The 14,519-nt window shown below is 44.4% G+C and carries 17 protein-coding genes; 4 read left to right on the plus strand and 13 right to left on the minus strand.

Annotated elements, in window-relative coordinates; genetic code table 11:
• Positions 1-2: 2 nt before the first annotated feature.
• The 5 genes from ACOV1R_RS07415 to pplA all read right to left on the minus strand — a co-directional run bounded on the left by ACOV1R_RS07415 (position 3) and on the right by pplA (position 4,962).
• Positions 3-803, minus strand: coding sequence for an energy-coupling factor transporter transmembrane component T family protein (locus tag ACOV1R_RS07415; RefSeq protein ID WP_015379999.1), 801 nt, complete (start codon positions 801-803; stop codon positions 3-5).
• On the minus strand, positions 793-1,680 hold the full coding sequence (locus ACOV1R_RS07420) for an energy-coupling factor ABC transporter ATP-binding protein (RefSeq protein ID WP_015379998.1): 888 nt from the start codon (positions 1,678-1,680) through the stop codon (positions 793-795). The genes ACOV1R_RS07415 and ACOV1R_RS07420 overlap by 11 nt, the downstream gene beginning before the upstream one ends.
• Complete coding sequence (locus ACOV1R_RS07425) at positions 1,656-2,498, minus strand: energy-coupling factor ABC transporter ATP-binding protein (protein ID WP_027821308.1); 843 nt, start codon at positions 2,496-2,498, stop codon at positions 1,656-1,658. Before ACOV1R_RS07425 ends, ACOV1R_RS07420 begins: the two co-directional genes overlap by 25 nt.
• An 85-nt stretch (positions 2,499-2,583) precedes the next feature.
• Positions 2,584-3,696 (minus strand): FAD:protein FMN transferase, encoded by a 1,113-nt coding sequence (locus ACOV1R_RS07430; protein ID WP_003644095.1) that lies wholly within the window; start codon positions 3,694-3,696, stop codon positions 2,584-2,586.
• A 339-nt stretch (positions 3,697-4,035) separates the two neighbouring features.
• Complete coding sequence (gene pplA / locus ACOV1R_RS07435) at positions 4,036-4,962, minus strand: extracellular electron transfer flavoprotein PplA (RefSeq protein ID WP_003641273.1); 927 nt, start codon at positions 4,960-4,962, stop codon at positions 4,036-4,038.
• Positions 4,963-5,244: 282 nt separating this feature from the next.
• On the opposite strand from pplA, the gene ACOV1R_RS07440 reads away from it, so the two are divergent.
• The 4 genes from ACOV1R_RS07440 to ACOV1R_RS07455 all read left to right on the plus strand — a co-directional run bounded on the left by ACOV1R_RS07440 (position 5,245) and on the right by ACOV1R_RS07455 (position 9,313).
• Positions 5,245-7,155 carry an NAD(P)/FAD-dependent oxidoreductase gene (locus ACOV1R_RS07440; protein WP_003641272.1) on the plus strand — a complete coding sequence of 637 codons (1,911 nt, stop codon included), beginning with the start codon at positions 5,245-5,247 and terminating at the stop codon, positions 7,153-7,155.
• A gap of 95 nt (positions 7,156-7,250) precedes the next feature.
• Positions 7,251-7,742, plus strand: coding sequence for a NusG domain II-containing protein (locus ACOV1R_RS07445; RefSeq protein ID WP_003641271.1), 492 nt, complete (start codon positions 7,251-7,253; stop codon positions 7,740-7,742).
• A 3-nt stretch (positions 7,743-7,745) separates the two neighbouring features.
• Positions 7,746-8,315, plus strand: coding sequence for a Gx transporter family protein (locus tag ACOV1R_RS07450; protein WP_003641270.1), 570 nt, complete (start codon positions 7,746-7,748; stop codon positions 8,313-8,315).
• Between the two features lie 5 nt (positions 8,316-8,320).
• Positions 8,321-9,313, plus strand: coding sequence for a polyprenyl synthetase family protein (locus ACOV1R_RS07455; protein ID WP_003641269.1), 993 nt, complete (start codon positions 8,321-8,323; stop codon positions 9,311-9,313).
• Between the two features lie 403 nt (positions 9,314-9,716).
• Here ACOV1R_RS07455 and rplQ read toward each other — a convergent pair whose 3' ends face one another.
• The 8 genes from rplQ to secY form a co-directional block, all read right to left on the minus strand.
• Complete coding sequence (gene rplQ, locus ACOV1R_RS07460; RefSeq protein WP_003641268.1) at positions 9,717-10,100, minus strand: 50S ribosomal protein L17; 384 nt, start codon at positions 10,098-10,100, stop codon at positions 9,717-9,719.
• 21 nt (positions 10,101-10,121) lie between these two features.
• Entirely contained in the window at positions 10,122-11,066 is a 945-nt protein-coding gene (locus tag ACOV1R_RS07465; RefSeq protein WP_003641267.1) for a DNA-directed RNA polymerase subunit alpha, read from the minus strand.
• Between the two features lie 86 nt (positions 11,067-11,152).
• Complete coding sequence (gene rpsK / locus ACOV1R_RS07470) at positions 11,153-11,542, minus strand: 30S ribosomal protein S11 (protein WP_003641266.1); 390 nt, start codon at positions 11,540-11,542, stop codon at positions 11,153-11,155.
• A 24-nt stretch (positions 11,543-11,566) separates the two neighbouring features.
• Complete coding sequence (gene rpsM, locus ACOV1R_RS07475; RefSeq protein ID WP_003641265.1) at positions 11,567-11,932, minus strand: 30S ribosomal protein S13; 366 nt, start codon at positions 11,930-11,932, stop codon at positions 11,567-11,569.
• 27 nt (positions 11,933-11,959) lie between these two features.
• Entirely contained in the window at positions 11,960-12,079 is a 120-nt protein-coding gene (gene rpmJ / locus ACOV1R_RS07480) for a 50S ribosomal protein L36 (protein WP_003638083.1), read from the minus strand.
• A 36-nt stretch (positions 12,080-12,115) separates the two neighbouring features.
• On the minus strand, positions 12,116-12,334 hold the full coding sequence (gene infA / locus ACOV1R_RS07485) for a translation initiation factor IF-1 (RefSeq protein ID WP_003638082.1): 219 nt from the start codon (positions 12,332-12,334) through the stop codon (positions 12,116-12,118).
• 174 nt (positions 12,335-12,508) lie between these two features.
• Positions 12,509-13,159, minus strand: coding sequence for an adenylate kinase (locus tag ACOV1R_RS07490; protein WP_003644093.1), 651 nt, complete (start codon positions 13,157-13,159; stop codon positions 12,509-12,511).
• A gap of 63 nt (positions 13,160-13,222) precedes the next feature.
• Positions 13,223-14,518, minus strand: coding sequence for a preprotein translocase subunit SecY (secY, locus tag ACOV1R_RS07495; RefSeq protein WP_003644092.1), 1,296 nt, complete (start codon positions 14,516-14,518; stop codon positions 13,223-13,225).
• Position 14,519 lies beyond the last annotated feature (1 nt).

Consider the following 14,519-nt stretch of genomic DNA (forward strand, 5'->3'; position numbering starts at 1 on the left):
ATTTATGCACGCAAGAAAATCAATGCAACGGTCAAGATCGCAAAGCATCCGGTAGCCCACGTATCACGTTGGTGCCACTTAAGAATCCGGTACTTACTGCGACCCTCGCCGCCTTGATAGCCACGTGCTTCCATTGCCGTTGCTAAATCCTCAGCCCGGTTGAATGAGCTGACAAACAGCGGAATCAGCAGCGGAACTACGGCACGCATTTGTTGAAAGATATTGCCCTCACCAAAGTCGACCCCCCGGGCCCGTTGTGCATTCATAATTTTTTCCGTTTCGTCCATCAACGTTGGCACAAAGCGTAAGGCAATCGACAACATCAGTGCCACTTCATAGACTGGAAAACGGACCGCTTTGAGCGGCATCAAGATATACTCGATGGCATCCGACAATTCCAGTGGCGGCGTTGTTAGAGTTAACAGCGTTGACATAAAAATAATCAACACGAACCGGCAAAAAATATAGACCCCGTTGATCAATCCAAGTTGGCTGATTGTAATGATGCCCCATTGAAAGTAAACGTGCCCGCCACTTGCACTAAACAACACTTGCAGGATGACGGTGAATAAAATCAACCAAATCAGCGGTTTGACACCGTTGATGAAGAACGACCATTTCACACCGGATAGGTAAATAGCGGCCAATGTAAAGACAAATAGCAAGGCATAGGTCGCCCAGTTATTGGCAATAAAAATAATCCCAATGAAATAAAAACTCAATAACAGTTTCGCCCGGGGGTCCATATGGTGAACCACGGAGTCTCCCGGAATGTAGCGACCAAAGATCAATTTATTCATCATGAGCGGCCACCTCCCCCATCGCGTTCGGTGGCAACTGTTGGACGATGGCTGCTGCTAATTCGTCCTCGGTCAACGGCCACTCATCAAATTGCCAGCCTTGCTTTTGGAGTGTATGCGCAAAGGCCGTTGTTTTCGGTAAGCCCAGTTGATGGGCAGTTAGCCACGCAGGATCTTTGAAGATCTCACGAGGCGTCCCCGTTTTGACGATTTGTCCACGATCCATCACGATTACATTATCCGCGTAATTAGCAACATCATCCATCTGATGGGTCACTAGTACCACGGTCAAATCACGTTCATGACGCAAACGGGCAAACATCTCCATCATATCTAAACGGCCCTGAGGGTCCAATCCGGCAGTCGGTTCATCCAAGACTAGGACTTGTGGCTGCATCGCAAGGACCCCCGCAATGGCCACTCGCCGCATCTGTCCACCAGAGAGGTCAAACGGTGACCGCGTCAGTAACGACTCGTCTAACCCAACTAAAGCCAACATTTCAGCCGCAGTTTTCAAAGCATCCGCTTCGCTAGCCCCAAAGTTCTGGGGCCCGAACGCAATGTCTTTGGCCACCGTTTCTTCAAACAACTGACTTTCTGGAAACTGAAAGACGATGCCCACGTGTTGCCGCAATCGCTTCAAGTCCTTATTACTCGTCGTTGGCGTAATGACCCGTTCACCAATCGTGACCGTTCCACTAGTCGGTTTGAGTAAGGCGTTCAAATGCTGTAAAAGTGTAGACTTACCACTCCCCGTATGACCAATCAAAGCCGTATAAGAGCCGGTGGGAATGGTGACGTTAATATCAGTTAACGCCTTAGTTTCGAACGGCGTACCCGGTTGGTAAGTAAAATCTACTTGTTTGAACGTAATTGCCATAACCAGTCCGCCATTCCTTTCTCTGTTAAATACTGTGCGGGCACTTGAACACCCTGCCGCTTTAGCGCTGCTTTTAAGCGCTCAGCATATGGCATGTCCAATCCCATCTTAATTAAGGCTTCTCCATGCTGAAAAATTTCCGCTGGAGTCCCCTCTTCCTTAACCTCACCGTCATTGATCACTAAGACCCGATTAGCGCTGGCCGCTTCGTCAATATCATGCGTAATTGACAAGACCGTTAACGCTGAATTAGCCTTCATATCGCGAATCGTCGTCAATACTTCCTGACGACCACGGGGATCCAACATTGACGTCGCTTCGTCCAGAATCAAAATCTGAGGCCGCGCCGCTATCATACCAGCCAGCGCCACCCGTTGTTTTTGACCACCTGACAAACGTGCCGGTTCACGTGTCGCAAAATCCTGCATGTTGACTTGTTCTAGAGCCGCCTGTACCCGCGTTAGCATCTCAGGACGCGGCACGCCCTGGTTTTCAAGGCTAAACGCAACATCATCGGCAACGGTTGCCCCAACGAATTGGTTATCTGGGTTTTGGAAAACCATCCCAATTTTGCGCCGAATGTCCCAAACGGTTTCTTCAGATAATACTTGACCATCAACCGTAATCGTTCCGGCCGCTGGTGCTAACAGTCCGTTTAAATTCTTGGCCAAGGTCGACTTACCAGAACCGTTATGGCCGACAATGGCGACCCATTCACCCGGCATGACCGTAAATGAAATATCGTGTAACGTTAACTGATCCGTAGCTTGTTGCGGGTAACGATAATCTAAATGTTTAACGTCAATAATCGGACTCACCATTGTCCCTCATTTCCTTAAAATTCATGGTTATTATCATAACATATCTGACGGAACTTGTAGTAACTGAACTTCACGTCCAATCTTACTTTAAATCAGTGGCTGGCCCGTATTTGTAACCAGCATCGCCAAACAGCGTGAACTGCTTCTTCAAGTTATTGGAGACGTATACTTTTTTATCCTTGGTAATAAAAATGGCCCCAATACCTTGATCCGCTTTACCATTAATGTACTTCATCCCGCCTTTGAGGCCTTTGTCAAAGGTGGCCGTCGATAGTGCATCGCCATCCACCGACTTCTTCGAGATGATGGAAACGCCCATCAAATTGTTTTGATAAGGTGCCCCTGTTTGTGGGTCCATCAAATGACTGTAAACTTTACCATTCTTCTTCAAATAGCGTTCATAGATCCCAGAAGTAACGATTGACTTATTCTTAGCAGGTAGTGAGCCAATGGCCGTACCCCGTGACGCTTTTGGATCTTGGATACCGACTGTCCAGTTACCTGACTTCGTTCCTTTAGGGCTGTCACCCAGAACATAAATATTACCACCGAGGTCAATAATGGCCGTTGAAACCCCATGATTTAATAAGTACGTCTTCACTTGATCGGTCATGTAACCCTTGGCAATCCCACCAAGGTCTAGTTGCATTCCCTTTTCTTCTAGATAAACGGTCCGTTTCTTGTCATTTAATTTAACTTTTTTGTAGTCTACCAGCTTAACGTTCTTATCAATTTCTTGTTGAGTGGGCACCTTGGCATCGGAAAATCCAATATGCCAGAGTGATGTGATCGGACCAATGGCTAAATCAAAGGATTCGTCTGAATTCTTACTATAATAGTAAGCTGCTTTGATCATTGGGTAGATATCCTTGCTGACAGCCACTGGCTTTTTACCGGCAGCGGCGTTGATCTTATCAATTTCAGATCCTTTTTGATTGACCGTAATTTCCTTAGCTTCCGTTTTCAACAGCTTAAACGCCCCAGCTAACACGTTATCCTTACCCTTATTATAAATCCGCAACGTGACAACTGTGCCCATCATGAACTGGGTATCCTCGATCGGCGTCTTGACGACCTTAGTTGGTTTGGGTCGGCTACTAGCAGCATTTTTGCGACTCGTACTCGTCCCACACGCCGTCAATGGCACGATCATTGCAACAATTAATCCAATTCGAACCCATTTTTTTAGCTTCATTCCAATACTTCCCCTATTTTTAATTTCAATTGTCATTATACCAAAGTCTTGATTCATCCGGTGAGACTGTTTGCGCGTCATCCAAGCTTTTCTACGCTAGTCTGACATCAGCGCACCTACAGCAAACGGTACAACTCGACGGTCGGGTTTGTACTACCACAGCCATTTTGCACTTAACATTCACCGCCACTATTATTTTTTAAACCAATATCCATGTATGGATTTAGCTTGCTCAAAGTCGTGCCCAACTGAGTGACAAACTTTTGTGGTTGTTCAATTAAAAACAAAAGGCCCTCAGCATGCGCCTCAGGCCTCAAAAGAATCTAATAATTAAATTGCTTATTCAGAGAAAATCATGTTGTCAACAGTAATCGTGTTGGTGTCACCCTTTTGTGCCGCGTTTTGTAATTGTTCCGCGTACATAATAAAGGTGTTAGAAGATTCAGTGGCACCCGTGACAACGTCAACCTTAGTTGGATCACTACTCTTAACTAATGACTTGTTCAAAGCTGGTTGATAAGTCTTAGGGTTAGTCTTAGCAACCTTCTTCATTTGCTTGTTGTAAGCTGCATCGTCAACTTTGGACTTGCCATTCTTGTTCACTTGGTTATATTCAGACTTCGTAATCTTATTATCCTTGACCGTGATTGCGAAAGTAACTTTGTAACCGTGTGAGTAGTTCTTTTCGTTCAACTTGTAGGTACCATCTTTCATCTTGGCACCATTGTCAATCTTAATGGTCGACTTGTTACCCGCTTGGGCAGCTTGAACTAATTGTTGTGTGTAGTTTTGGAAGGTCTTTGATGATTCAGTCGCACCAGTCACAACATCAATGGAGCCCACGTTACCAGTAGCGGCAGAGCCCGTCAGCGTCTTGTTTAACTTAGGCATGTAAGTCTTGGGGTTAGTCCCAGCGATCTTCTTCATTTGTTTGTTATATGAAGTATCATCAACTTTGGACTTGCCGTTCTTGTTCACTTGGTCATAACTGGACTTAGTGATTTTACCGTTGTTATTAACTGTGATACTCATCTTGGTCCGATAACCATGTGAATAATTTTCTTCTTCAAGGTTATAAGTACCCGCTTTCATTTTGCTGCCAGCGGTTAATTTAGCAACCTTAGTTGTCTTAGCTGATGAGCTTGAAGATGAACTCTTCTTGGATGAACTCGAGCTAGAACTTGAAGAACTGCTGCCACAACCTGCTAAAGCTAAAGCTGAAATTGCAACAACTGAAGCACCCGTAATAACTGATTTGAATTTCATGATATCCCACTCCTAACCTTTTTGTATGAAAATTCACATTAATCTTAACGTTTAAACTGGTAATAGTCAATCCCATTCCATTAAAAAAATGATATTTTAGCCTAATAATAGCGGTATTGACAACGTTTTCCGTTCAAACCTCGATGCCACTATTTTCGCGGCTTAGATAATGTGATAGTTTATGCATTCTTTCCCATAATCCATAGACAACCGCTTACATTATCGTTATAATTATTAGTGGAATTATCTTTTTACACTATTATTCAAGGGAGTTGTTACGCAATGGCAAAGAAAAATATTGTCGTTGTCGGTGCGGGGTTTGCTGGTGTTTACGCAACCAAGAAACTGTCTAAGCATTTCAAAAAAAATGCAGACGTCGAGATTACGTTGATTGACCGGCATTCATACTTCACGTATATGACTGAATTACATGAAGTTGCTACCGAACGGGTGGAACCTGAGCATATCCAATATGATTTGCAACGGTTGTTCGCACGGCGAAAAAACGTTCGTCTCGTGACCGATACCGTGACGGGCATCGACAAAAAGGCACAAACAGTTACTACCGAACACGGAAGTTATCAATATGATCAACTTTTAATTAGTTTGGGTGGGGAATCCAATGACTTTGGGACTCCCGGTGTTAAGGAACACGGCTTCGAATTGTGGTCCTTCGAACAAGCGATGGCATTGCGTGCTCACTTATCTGCAATTATTCGGCGGGGGGCGGCGGAGCTCGACCCTGCTAAGCGCAAAGCCATGTTGACCTTTACAGTCTGTGGTTCTGGTTTTACTGGTTCTGAACTGATTGGTGAATTAATCGAATATCGTGATGTTTTGGCTCGAGACAACAAGCTCGATCCAAGTGAAATCACGCTCCAATTGGTCGAAGCAGCGCCGACTATTATTAACATGCTCAACCGGACGCAAGCCGGTAAGGCCGCTAAGTACATGGAAAAACATGGTGTCAAAATCATGACGAACTCCATGATTACCGAAGTCTGTGAAGACCATGTTAACTTAAAAGGCAAGGATCCAATTCCAACCTACACGTTAATCTGGACAGCCGGTGTTCGTGCTAATAGTATCGTTAAAAAGTTCGGCATTGAAACTAACCCCCGCGGTGGTCGCTTGATGGCCAATGAATTCATGCAAGCTAAGGATTGTAACAATATCTTCTTAGCCGGTGATTCAACCAGCTACCAAGAACCTGACCAACCACGGCCAGTCCCACAAATCGTTCAAGGGGCTGAAGAAACCGCAGCTAAGGCCGTCGAAGGTATTATTAAGAACGTTGACCAGACTGACGTTACGATCAAGCCATTTAAGGGCGCTTATCAAGCATCCGTCGACTCAATTGGTTCCAAATATGCCGTTGCACAAGTTTTAGAGAAGTGGAACGTCTCTGGTTTTATTGCCGTGCTTTTAAAACACGCCATCAACTGGATGTACTACGTTCAGATTTTCTCAGGTTACTACCTATTCCAGTACTTCATGCACGAATTCTTCCGGACTCGTAATAACCGTAACGTCTTCCGCGGTTGGGTCTCACGGGCTGGTAACGTACTCTGGAGTGTGCCACTGCGGTTCTTCTATGGTGCCATGTGGTTATGGGACTGCTGGACTAAAGTTCAGGGATCTGAATCCTGGTTCACTGACAAGTTACGGTTACCATTCGAATGGATTACCGTGGCCGCAACCAGTGGTGCCTCTCAAGCAACTAAAGCCGCTGCAACCAGTGGTGCTTCTGAAGCTGCCACGTCAACCGCTAAAGCCGCTAAGGGTGTCTTCAGTCTTTCATACATGTACGGTAAAGAACCCCTGATGGTCTTTGACAAAATGCCACATTGGTTCGAATCAATTACCAAGGTCTTCATTCCGAACATGCAAATGGCCCTCTTCTTCCAGAAATTCATGACTTGTGTTGAAATCGTCATTGCATTATGTATTTTCTTCGGACTCTTTACTTGGTTTGCTAACGCAGTCACCATTGGCTTAGTTGTCGTCTTCTGCTTATCTGGCATGTTCTACTGGGTCAACATTTGGATGATCTTTGTTGCCCTCGCCTTAATGAACGGTTCCGGACGGACATTTGGGTTAGACTACTGGGTCGTTCCGTGGATGCAAAAACACCTTGGACACTGGTGGTACGGCAACGTTCGTTCTCATTACGACGGTGTTAAAACCCGCTAGATGCGTTATAATTAATTAAATCCTTTCCCGATGGTTCAAGGGTTGTTTTTCCCCCCTTGAACCATTTTTTATTTCATTGAATTGGAGGGTTAACGATGCGTAAATTACGGACAATGATCCGGACATTCAAACGTTATGGGGATATGATCAAGCCGTTTGATATTATTATTATTGTTGCGCTAATTATTTTATCGTTCACCCCACTAGCGATTTTTTCATACCAGCAAAAACAACAAGCTGAACATGCGGCACTAGTGGCTAAGCGAAAGGCCACGAGCAGTGAAACCACGTATAACGCCGTGGTCTCACATAATGGGACCGTCTTGAAGCGTGTCAATATTACGAATCTGAAAACGACTAAGCACTTCACCTATCGCGATAACCATGGGCACTACAACACGATCACATTTAAACCTAAGCGCGTTGCGATTACGAAAGCCAACTGTTCTGACCAAGTATGTGTCCGCCGAGGCTGGATTCATAAACCTGGTCAAACGATTGTTTGTTTGCCCCACAAACTCTTGGTTGAAATTAAGGCCAGCAACGGTCAAGTCAAATCTGGCGGTAATGGTTTAGTTACGGAGTAGAATATGAATAATTCATTTGAACGATCAAACAAAACTCATCGTAATATTTATATCGCGTTACTGGTTGCACAAGGCGTGATCATCGGCATCCTTGAACGGATGATTCCATTCCCGTTTGCCTTTGCCCCAGGTGCCAAGCTTGGTTTAGCCAATCTGATTACCATTGTTGCAATCTATACATTATCATTAACTGACGTGATAACCCTAACCTGGCTCCGTTTGATTTTAACGGCCCTCCTAGGTGGCACTTTATCAACCTTTCTGTATAGTTTTGGGGGCGCCTTTCTCAGCCTGTTTGCCATGCTGTTGGTCAAACAATTAGGGCCTAAACGCGTTAGTATTATTGGAATTTCAGCAACTGGTGGCGTTATGCATAATGTTGGTCAGCTATTGGTCGCGAGTCTTATTGCACAGACGTGGACGGTCATGCTCTACTTGCCAGTGCTTTCGATTATTGGACTAGCAGCGGGAAGTGCTCTCGGAATCGCCGCCAACTACTTGTTCACCCACGTCACGATCTTACGCTATCTCAAATTCAATCGAGAACACCATCCAGATCAAACAAAGGAGTAACCCATATGCAATCGGCAACACAATTACACCCAATTTGGCGTGATTACCCGGCACTACAACCGGAGCTGCAACAAGTGATGCAGCTGATGACGGCGAACATCAATATTCAAGATGCCGACATCAATGACGCGATTTTAGAAATGATTCATGGTGGTGGTAAGCTCTTACGCCCGGCATACTGCCTCCTATTCTCACAATTTACAACAACTGATCGGCAACGGATGGTGGCCTTAGCGGCGTCATTAGAAACGCTCCATACCGCTACGCTGATCCATGATGACATTGTTGACGATGCTGCACTACGTCGGCACCATGTCACGATTCAAGAACGTTTTGGTAAAGATACTGCTGTGTATGCGGGCGACTACCTATTCGTTGTGGTATTCAAGATTCTAGCGCACTATTCAAGCAGTTTCAAAAGCATCCAGATGAACTCTGAGAACATGGAAAAGATTCTAGTGGGCGAGGTCCAACAAAAGGACCGCCACTACCACCTTGACATTACCATGGCAGAATACTTGCAACAAATTCAAGGTAAGACCGCCGAGTTATTCGCACTGAGTTGTTTTCTAGGTGCTTATGAATCTGGTCAAAGTAGTCATTTCGCCCAGCGCGCTCGTAAAGCAGGTCTCGCAATTGGGATGGCCTTCCAAATTCTTGACGATATTTTAGACTATCAAGAAGTCAGTCAGGAAACGGGCAAACCCATCCTCGAAGACGTTGCTGAAGGTGTCTACACCTCGCCGTTGATTTTTGCCTTACAGACAGAAGCTAAGCACGATTTATTGCCGCTGATGCGACTACAGGGGGCAATTTCGGACACTCAGCGCCAGGAAGTACAACGACTTGTCATCAATGCCGGCGGTGTGGTGCAAGCCCAAGAACTCGCTACCAAGTACACTCAAGACGCGCTGGCAATCATGCGTAAACTTCCAGACCAGCCTGCGAAGACGGATCTGATTAGTCTAACCAAACGGCTGTTGGACCGGCATAATTAACTAGTAATCAATCGACTAAGGTATCAAGCATCCTGTTTGATACCTTTTTTGTCGCCCAGACACAGCTAAACGCCCATGTGCTTCATCTTCACAGTCAGTACCTGAGACCACTATATCCACTTTCCCGATTCAACAGGTCATAATCTGCAAATAACAAACCGTTGTCATCACGAGTATTAAAAACACCTATCCATTCCAACAAAAAACCGCTGATTTAGGGAATCAATCCCTAAATCAGCGGTTGCTCGTAACTAGCACCAAAAAAAATCACTTAGAACTGCGATATGCCATCTATGTCTAACCATAAATAACTTCCGAACTAGACTTAGCTACTATTTTGCCAGTAGCCACCATCATAACGCCCGTCAATCATCAGTCCCAGTGATCCGTAAAACAATCTTAACTAGTCAACGAGTTCCAAGACAACCATTTGTGCACCGTCGCCACGACGAGGCATAGTCTTGTAAATTCGTGTGTAACCACCATTGCGGTCAGCATATTGAGGACCTAAGTCACTAAATAGCTTTTGCAATGCAGTTTGTACAGCCACGTTGTCGCCATCTTCCTTAACATCGGCAACGACGTCCCGCATGAATGCGGCAGCCTTCCGACGGGCGCTTAAATCACCCTTCTTGGCCAAAGAGATCATTTTGTCAGCAGTTGAACGAACTTCCTTAGCACGGGCTTCGGTCGTTTCGATCTTGCCGTTAACGATCAATGACGTTGTCAAATCGCGTAATAAGGCACGACGTTGTGAACTTGTACGTTGTAATTTACGGTAACTCATGAACGGATATCCTCCCTTGTATTAGTCTTCTTTGCGTAATGATAACCCAAGGTCAGCTAATTTTGCCTTAACTTCCTCGAGTGACTTGCGTCCAAGGTTGCGAACCTTCATCATATCAGCTTCAGTTTTGTTAGTTAATTCTTGGACCGTGTTGATGCCAGCACGCTTCAAGCAATTGTATGAACGGACGGAGAGATCTAACTCTTCAATCGTCATTTCTAACATCTTTTCCTTATGCGTTTCTTCCTTCTCGACCATCACGTCAGTGTTTTTAGCTTCATCGGTGAGATTTACGAAGATTGAAAGGTGATCAGTCAGGATTTTGGCTGATAGACTAATGGCTTCACTTGGAGTGATTGAACCATTTGTCCAAACGTCTAAGGTTAACTTATCGAAATCATCACGTTGACCAACCCGCGTGTTTTCAACTTGATAGTTGACACGTTCGATTGGAGAATACAATGAATCAACAGCTAAAACGCCAATTGGCATGTCATCTTCACGATGTTTGTTATCCTCAGCGGAAACATAACCACGACCAGTATTTGCGGTCATACGCATATGGAAGTGTGCCCCGTCTGCTACGGTACAAATTGGTAAGTCTGGATTCAAGACTTCTACGTCCGCATCGCCAATGATATCACCGGCAGTAACGTTAGCAGGACCCTTAACGTCGATTTCCAACGTCTTGGTTTCGTCTGATTCCAACTTAAGTGCAATCTTCTTAACATTCAAGATAATTGCTGTAACGTCTTCCGTTACGCCCTCAATCGTTGAAAATTCATGAAGAACACCATCAATTTGAATACTAGTAACAGCAGCGCCAGGTAAAGAAGAAAGAAGAATCCGACGAAGTGAATTCCCTAAAGTTGTACCATAACCGCGTTCAAGCGGTTCTACAACAAACTTACCATAGTTGTCGTTTTCATCAATTTTATGAATGTTAGGTTTTTCAAATTCAATCATTCTTATCTTTTACCCCTTTCAAAACGCGTGGTGTTTAGTAGTTGTGCGTACAAAATGAAGTTTGCCCTCAAAATGAACGTCACAGATTAAACACGACGACGCTTTGGAGGACGAGAACCATTGTGAGGCACTGGCGTAACATCGCGAATTGCGCTAACTTCCAAACCAGTAGCTTGTAAAGCACGGATAGCGGCTTCACGGCCTGAACCAGGACCCTTAACAGCGACTTCAACAGTCTTCATACCATGTTCCATTGATGCCTTAGCAGCAGCTTCTGCAGCCATTTGAGCAGCAAAAGGTGTTGACTTACGACTACCTTTGAAACCTAATGAACCAGCTGATGACCATGCAATGGCGTTCCCTTGCATATCAGTGATCATAACAAGTGTGTTGTTGAACGTTGAATGGATGTGAGCCACACCAGATTCAATGTTCTTCTTTACCCGACGACGACGGGTTGTCTTTCTAGTTGCCATAAAATTCGAAAACCTCCTTTATTATTATTTTTTACGTCCAGCGATGCTGACCTTTTTACCCTTACGAGTACGAGCATTGTTCTTCGTGTGTTGACCACGAACTGGTAAACCACGACGATGACGCATGCCACGGTATGAACCGATTTCTTGCAATAACTTGATGTTTAAGCTGACTTCACGACGTAAGTCACCTTCAGTTTTGTAGCCATCGACAACGGCACGGATTTTGTCTTCCTGGTCAGGAGTTAAATCACGTACACGAACGTCTTCTGAAACGCCGGCTTCAGCAAGGATCTTCTGTGCAGAAGTGTTACCGATACCGTAGATATAAGTCAAACCAATGACAATACGCTTGTCACGTGGTAAGTCAATCCCTTCAATACGAGCCATTAATATTTCACCTCCAACTTAATTAAATTATTTACCTTGGCGTTGCTTATGCTTTGGATTAGCAGAGCAGATAATCATCACGCGGCCTTTACGACGAATAACTTTGCAGTGTTCGCACATTGGCTTTACAGATGGTCTTACTTTCATGAGTTTTTTACCTCCTATAAGGTACGTAGACCGAGCCTACTTGAAACGGTAGGTAATCCGGCCCTTAGTTAAATCATAAGGTGACATTTCAACTGTAACCTTGTCACCAGGCAGAATTCGAATGTAATGCATCCGAATCTTACCTGATACGTGTGCCAAGATTTCAGCGCCGTTTTCAAGTTCAACCTTAAACATTGCGTTCGGCAACGTTTCTTTAATGGTTCCTTGAATTTCGATGACGTCTTCCTTTGCCAAGTACTGTCCCTCCTTATTATCAGATTCCGTGCTACCACGTATTTGGTCCATTACTGAACCAGTCATTGTCTAATCATAACATTAAAAAAATATTAAATCAGTCAACGGCTAAACCTGAATAATTTTATCACAACGACCTTTGAAAAGCAAACGTCGCTGCTGAAGGAACCTGGTTTACAGGTTATCAAGAATTTTCTTGATATCTTTGTAGACATCATCAATGTCGCGATCACCGTCGACATTGTAGAGTAACTTTTCTTGACCGTAATAATCAATTAATGGCGTGTTCAACTTAATGTTCACGTCTAACCGATTCTTAACGGTTGCTGGCTTGTCATCATCACGTTGATAGAAATCATGACCGCCACACACATCACAGGTTCCTTCTACCTTAGGCTTGTTGTACAACTTATGGTAAGTTGCACCGCAAGTCCGGCAGATAAACCGACCGGAAAGTCGTTCAACAAGTACTGCGGGTTCAACATGAATGTTGATGACCCCATCAAGTGGCTTATTGAGTTCTTCACCGATTTGTTTCAAAGCATGAGCTTGATCGATGTTACGTGGGTAACCATCTAATAGGAAACCATTTTTAGTATCCGCTTCAGCTAACCGATCACGGACGATGCCGTTAGTGACTTCGTCTGGTACTAAGTTACCTGCATCAATATACTTCTTGGCTTCCAAGCCCATCTTCGTTTCGTTCTTAATGGCTGCACGGAAGATATCTCCGGTCGAGATATGTGGAATATCAAAATCTTCAAGAATCTTCTGTGCTTGAGTACCCTTACCGGCACCCGGTAATCCCATTAAAATCAGGTTCATTGTTGACATGTTTTTTCCTCCTGAATGCACAAATGTGTTGAGTCTCCCCAACACATTCGCTGATTAACGAATGAAACCGACATAGTCACGTTTCATCATCAATCCTTTAATTTGACGAATTGTTTCAAGGGCAACCCCAACAACGATTAGTAAACTCGTCCCACCTAAACCGATTGATTCATCGAGACCCCAAATATCAGAAGCTAATAATGGAATCAAGGAAATCAACCCAAGGTAGAGGGCACCGACCGTACTTAGTCGCATTAACAATTTTGAAACCCAATCTTGAGTATCCTTACCTGGCCAAACACCAGGAATATAGCTGCCTTGCTTTTGTAAGTTCTTAGAGAGCTTTTCAGGATTGACCTGAACAAACGCATAGAAGAACGTGAAGAGCACGATCAGAATGGTGTAAAGAATAGCACCAGTCGTCGACTGCATATTGAAGATATTACTCAAAACGGTATACCAGGTTTCGTCACCATGACTGGATTGGAATCCTAGCAAAATCGTTTGGGGCGTTGCAATGAAGGAACTCGCGAAAATAACAGGAATAACCCCGGCAACGTTCACCTTTAATGGTAGGTAACTACTGTCAGGTGCACCAGCTGCACGACGAGTGTATTGAATTGGAATTCGGTCATTAGCTTGTTCGACCCACGTTACAAACATAACGATGATCAGCACAAGCAAGGCTAACCCAACAACAAACAAGCCACTCTTCCACCAGTCGCTCTGTGAAACATTAACGAACTGTTCTTGATAAATTTGATAAATCGATGTTGGCATACGGGCAATGATCCCGGCGAAGATAATAATGGAAACCCCATTACCGATTCCTCGATCCGTAATCATATCACCCATCCAAGTCGTCAACATTGCCCCACCAGTGAGGATCACCCCAATGGTCAGGTAAGTCGAAATACTTGGATTGTTAACGAGCTTGAGTTGACTCAAAGAGTTAAAACCAGCCGTAATCCCAATCGACTGAACAAAGGCCAAGACGATCGTTAACCAACGGGTCGCTTGATTAAGCTTGCGTCGACCAACTTCACCTTGTTTGCCCCATTCAACAAACTTAGGAACAATGTCCATTTGTAACAATTGAACGATGATTTGTGCAGTAATGTAAGGGGATACCCCCATAGCAAGGATGGAATAATTTGTTAAACCGCCACCACTGAATGTATTCAACATACTTATCAGCCCTGAAGATGCCACCGACTGAAGTGCCTGTGCATTAACTCCAGGAACTGTGATATAAGAGCCAAGACGAAATACAATCAAAACGCCCAACGTGAACAGAAGTTTATTCCGAATATCCTTAACTTTGAGAGCGTTCTTCATGGTAGTCAGCAAA

Source organism: Lactiplantibacillus sp. YT640 (genome assembly GCF_049745435.1).
In the GTDB taxonomy this organism is placed as follows: domain Bacteria; phylum Bacillota; class Bacilli; order Lactobacillales; family Lactobacillaceae; genus Lactiplantibacillus; species Lactiplantibacillus plantarum.

Excerpts from the sequence above, each read along its gene's own strand:
- ACOV1R_RS07465 (WP_003641267.1), bottom strand. The coding sequence starts at position 11,066 with ATGATTGAATTTGAAAAACCTAACATTCATAAAATTGATGAAAACGAC.
- ACOV1R_RS07440 (WP_003641272.1), top strand. The coding sequence starts at position 5,245 with ATGGCAAAGAAAAATATTGTCGTTGTCGGTGCGGGGTTTGCTGGTGTT.
- ACOV1R_RS07430 (WP_003644095.1), bottom strand. The coding sequence starts at position 3,696 with ATGAAGCTAAAAAAATGGGTTCGAATTGGATTAATTGTTGCAATGATC.
- ACOV1R_RS07455 (WP_003641269.1), top strand. The coding sequence starts at position 8,321 with ATGCAATCGGCAACACAATTACACCCAATTTGGCGTGATTACCCGGCA.
- ACOV1R_RS07450 (WP_003641270.1), top strand. The coding sequence starts at position 7,746 with ATGAATAATTCATTTGAACGATCAAACAAAACTCATCGTAATATTTAT.
- pplA (WP_003641273.1), bottom strand. The coding sequence starts at position 4,962 with ATGAAATTCAAATCAGTTATTACGGGTGCTTCAGTTGTTGCAATTTCA.
- ACOV1R_RS07420 (WP_015379998.1), bottom strand. The coding sequence starts at position 1,680 with ATGGCAATTACGTTCAAACAAGTAGATTTTACTTACCAACCGGGTACG.
- ACOV1R_RS07415 (WP_015379999.1), bottom strand. The coding sequence starts at position 803 with ATGATGAATAAATTGATCTTTGGTCGCTACATTCCGGGAGACTCCGTG.
- ACOV1R_RS07490 (WP_003644093.1), bottom strand. The coding sequence starts at position 13,159 with ATGAACCTGATTTTAATGGGATTACCGGGTGCCGGTAAGGGTACTCAA.
- rpsM (WP_003641265.1), bottom strand. The coding sequence starts at position 11,932 with ATGGCTCGTATTGAAGGGATTGACTTACCACGTGACAAGCGTATTGTC.
- rplQ (WP_003641268.1), bottom strand. The coding sequence starts at position 10,100 with ATGAGTTACCGTAAATTACAACGTACAAGTTCACAACGTCGTGCCTTA.
- rpmJ (WP_003638083.1), bottom strand. The coding sequence starts at position 12,079 with ATGAAAGTAAGACCATCTGTAAAGCCAATGTGCGAACACTGCAAAGTT.
- ACOV1R_RS07445 (WP_003641271.1), top strand. The coding sequence starts at position 7,251 with ATGCGTAAATTACGGACAATGATCCGGACATTCAAACGTTATGGGGAT.
- rpsK (WP_003641266.1), bottom strand. The coding sequence starts at position 11,542 with ATGGCAACTAGAAAGACAACCCGTCGTCGTCGGGTAAAGAAGAACATT.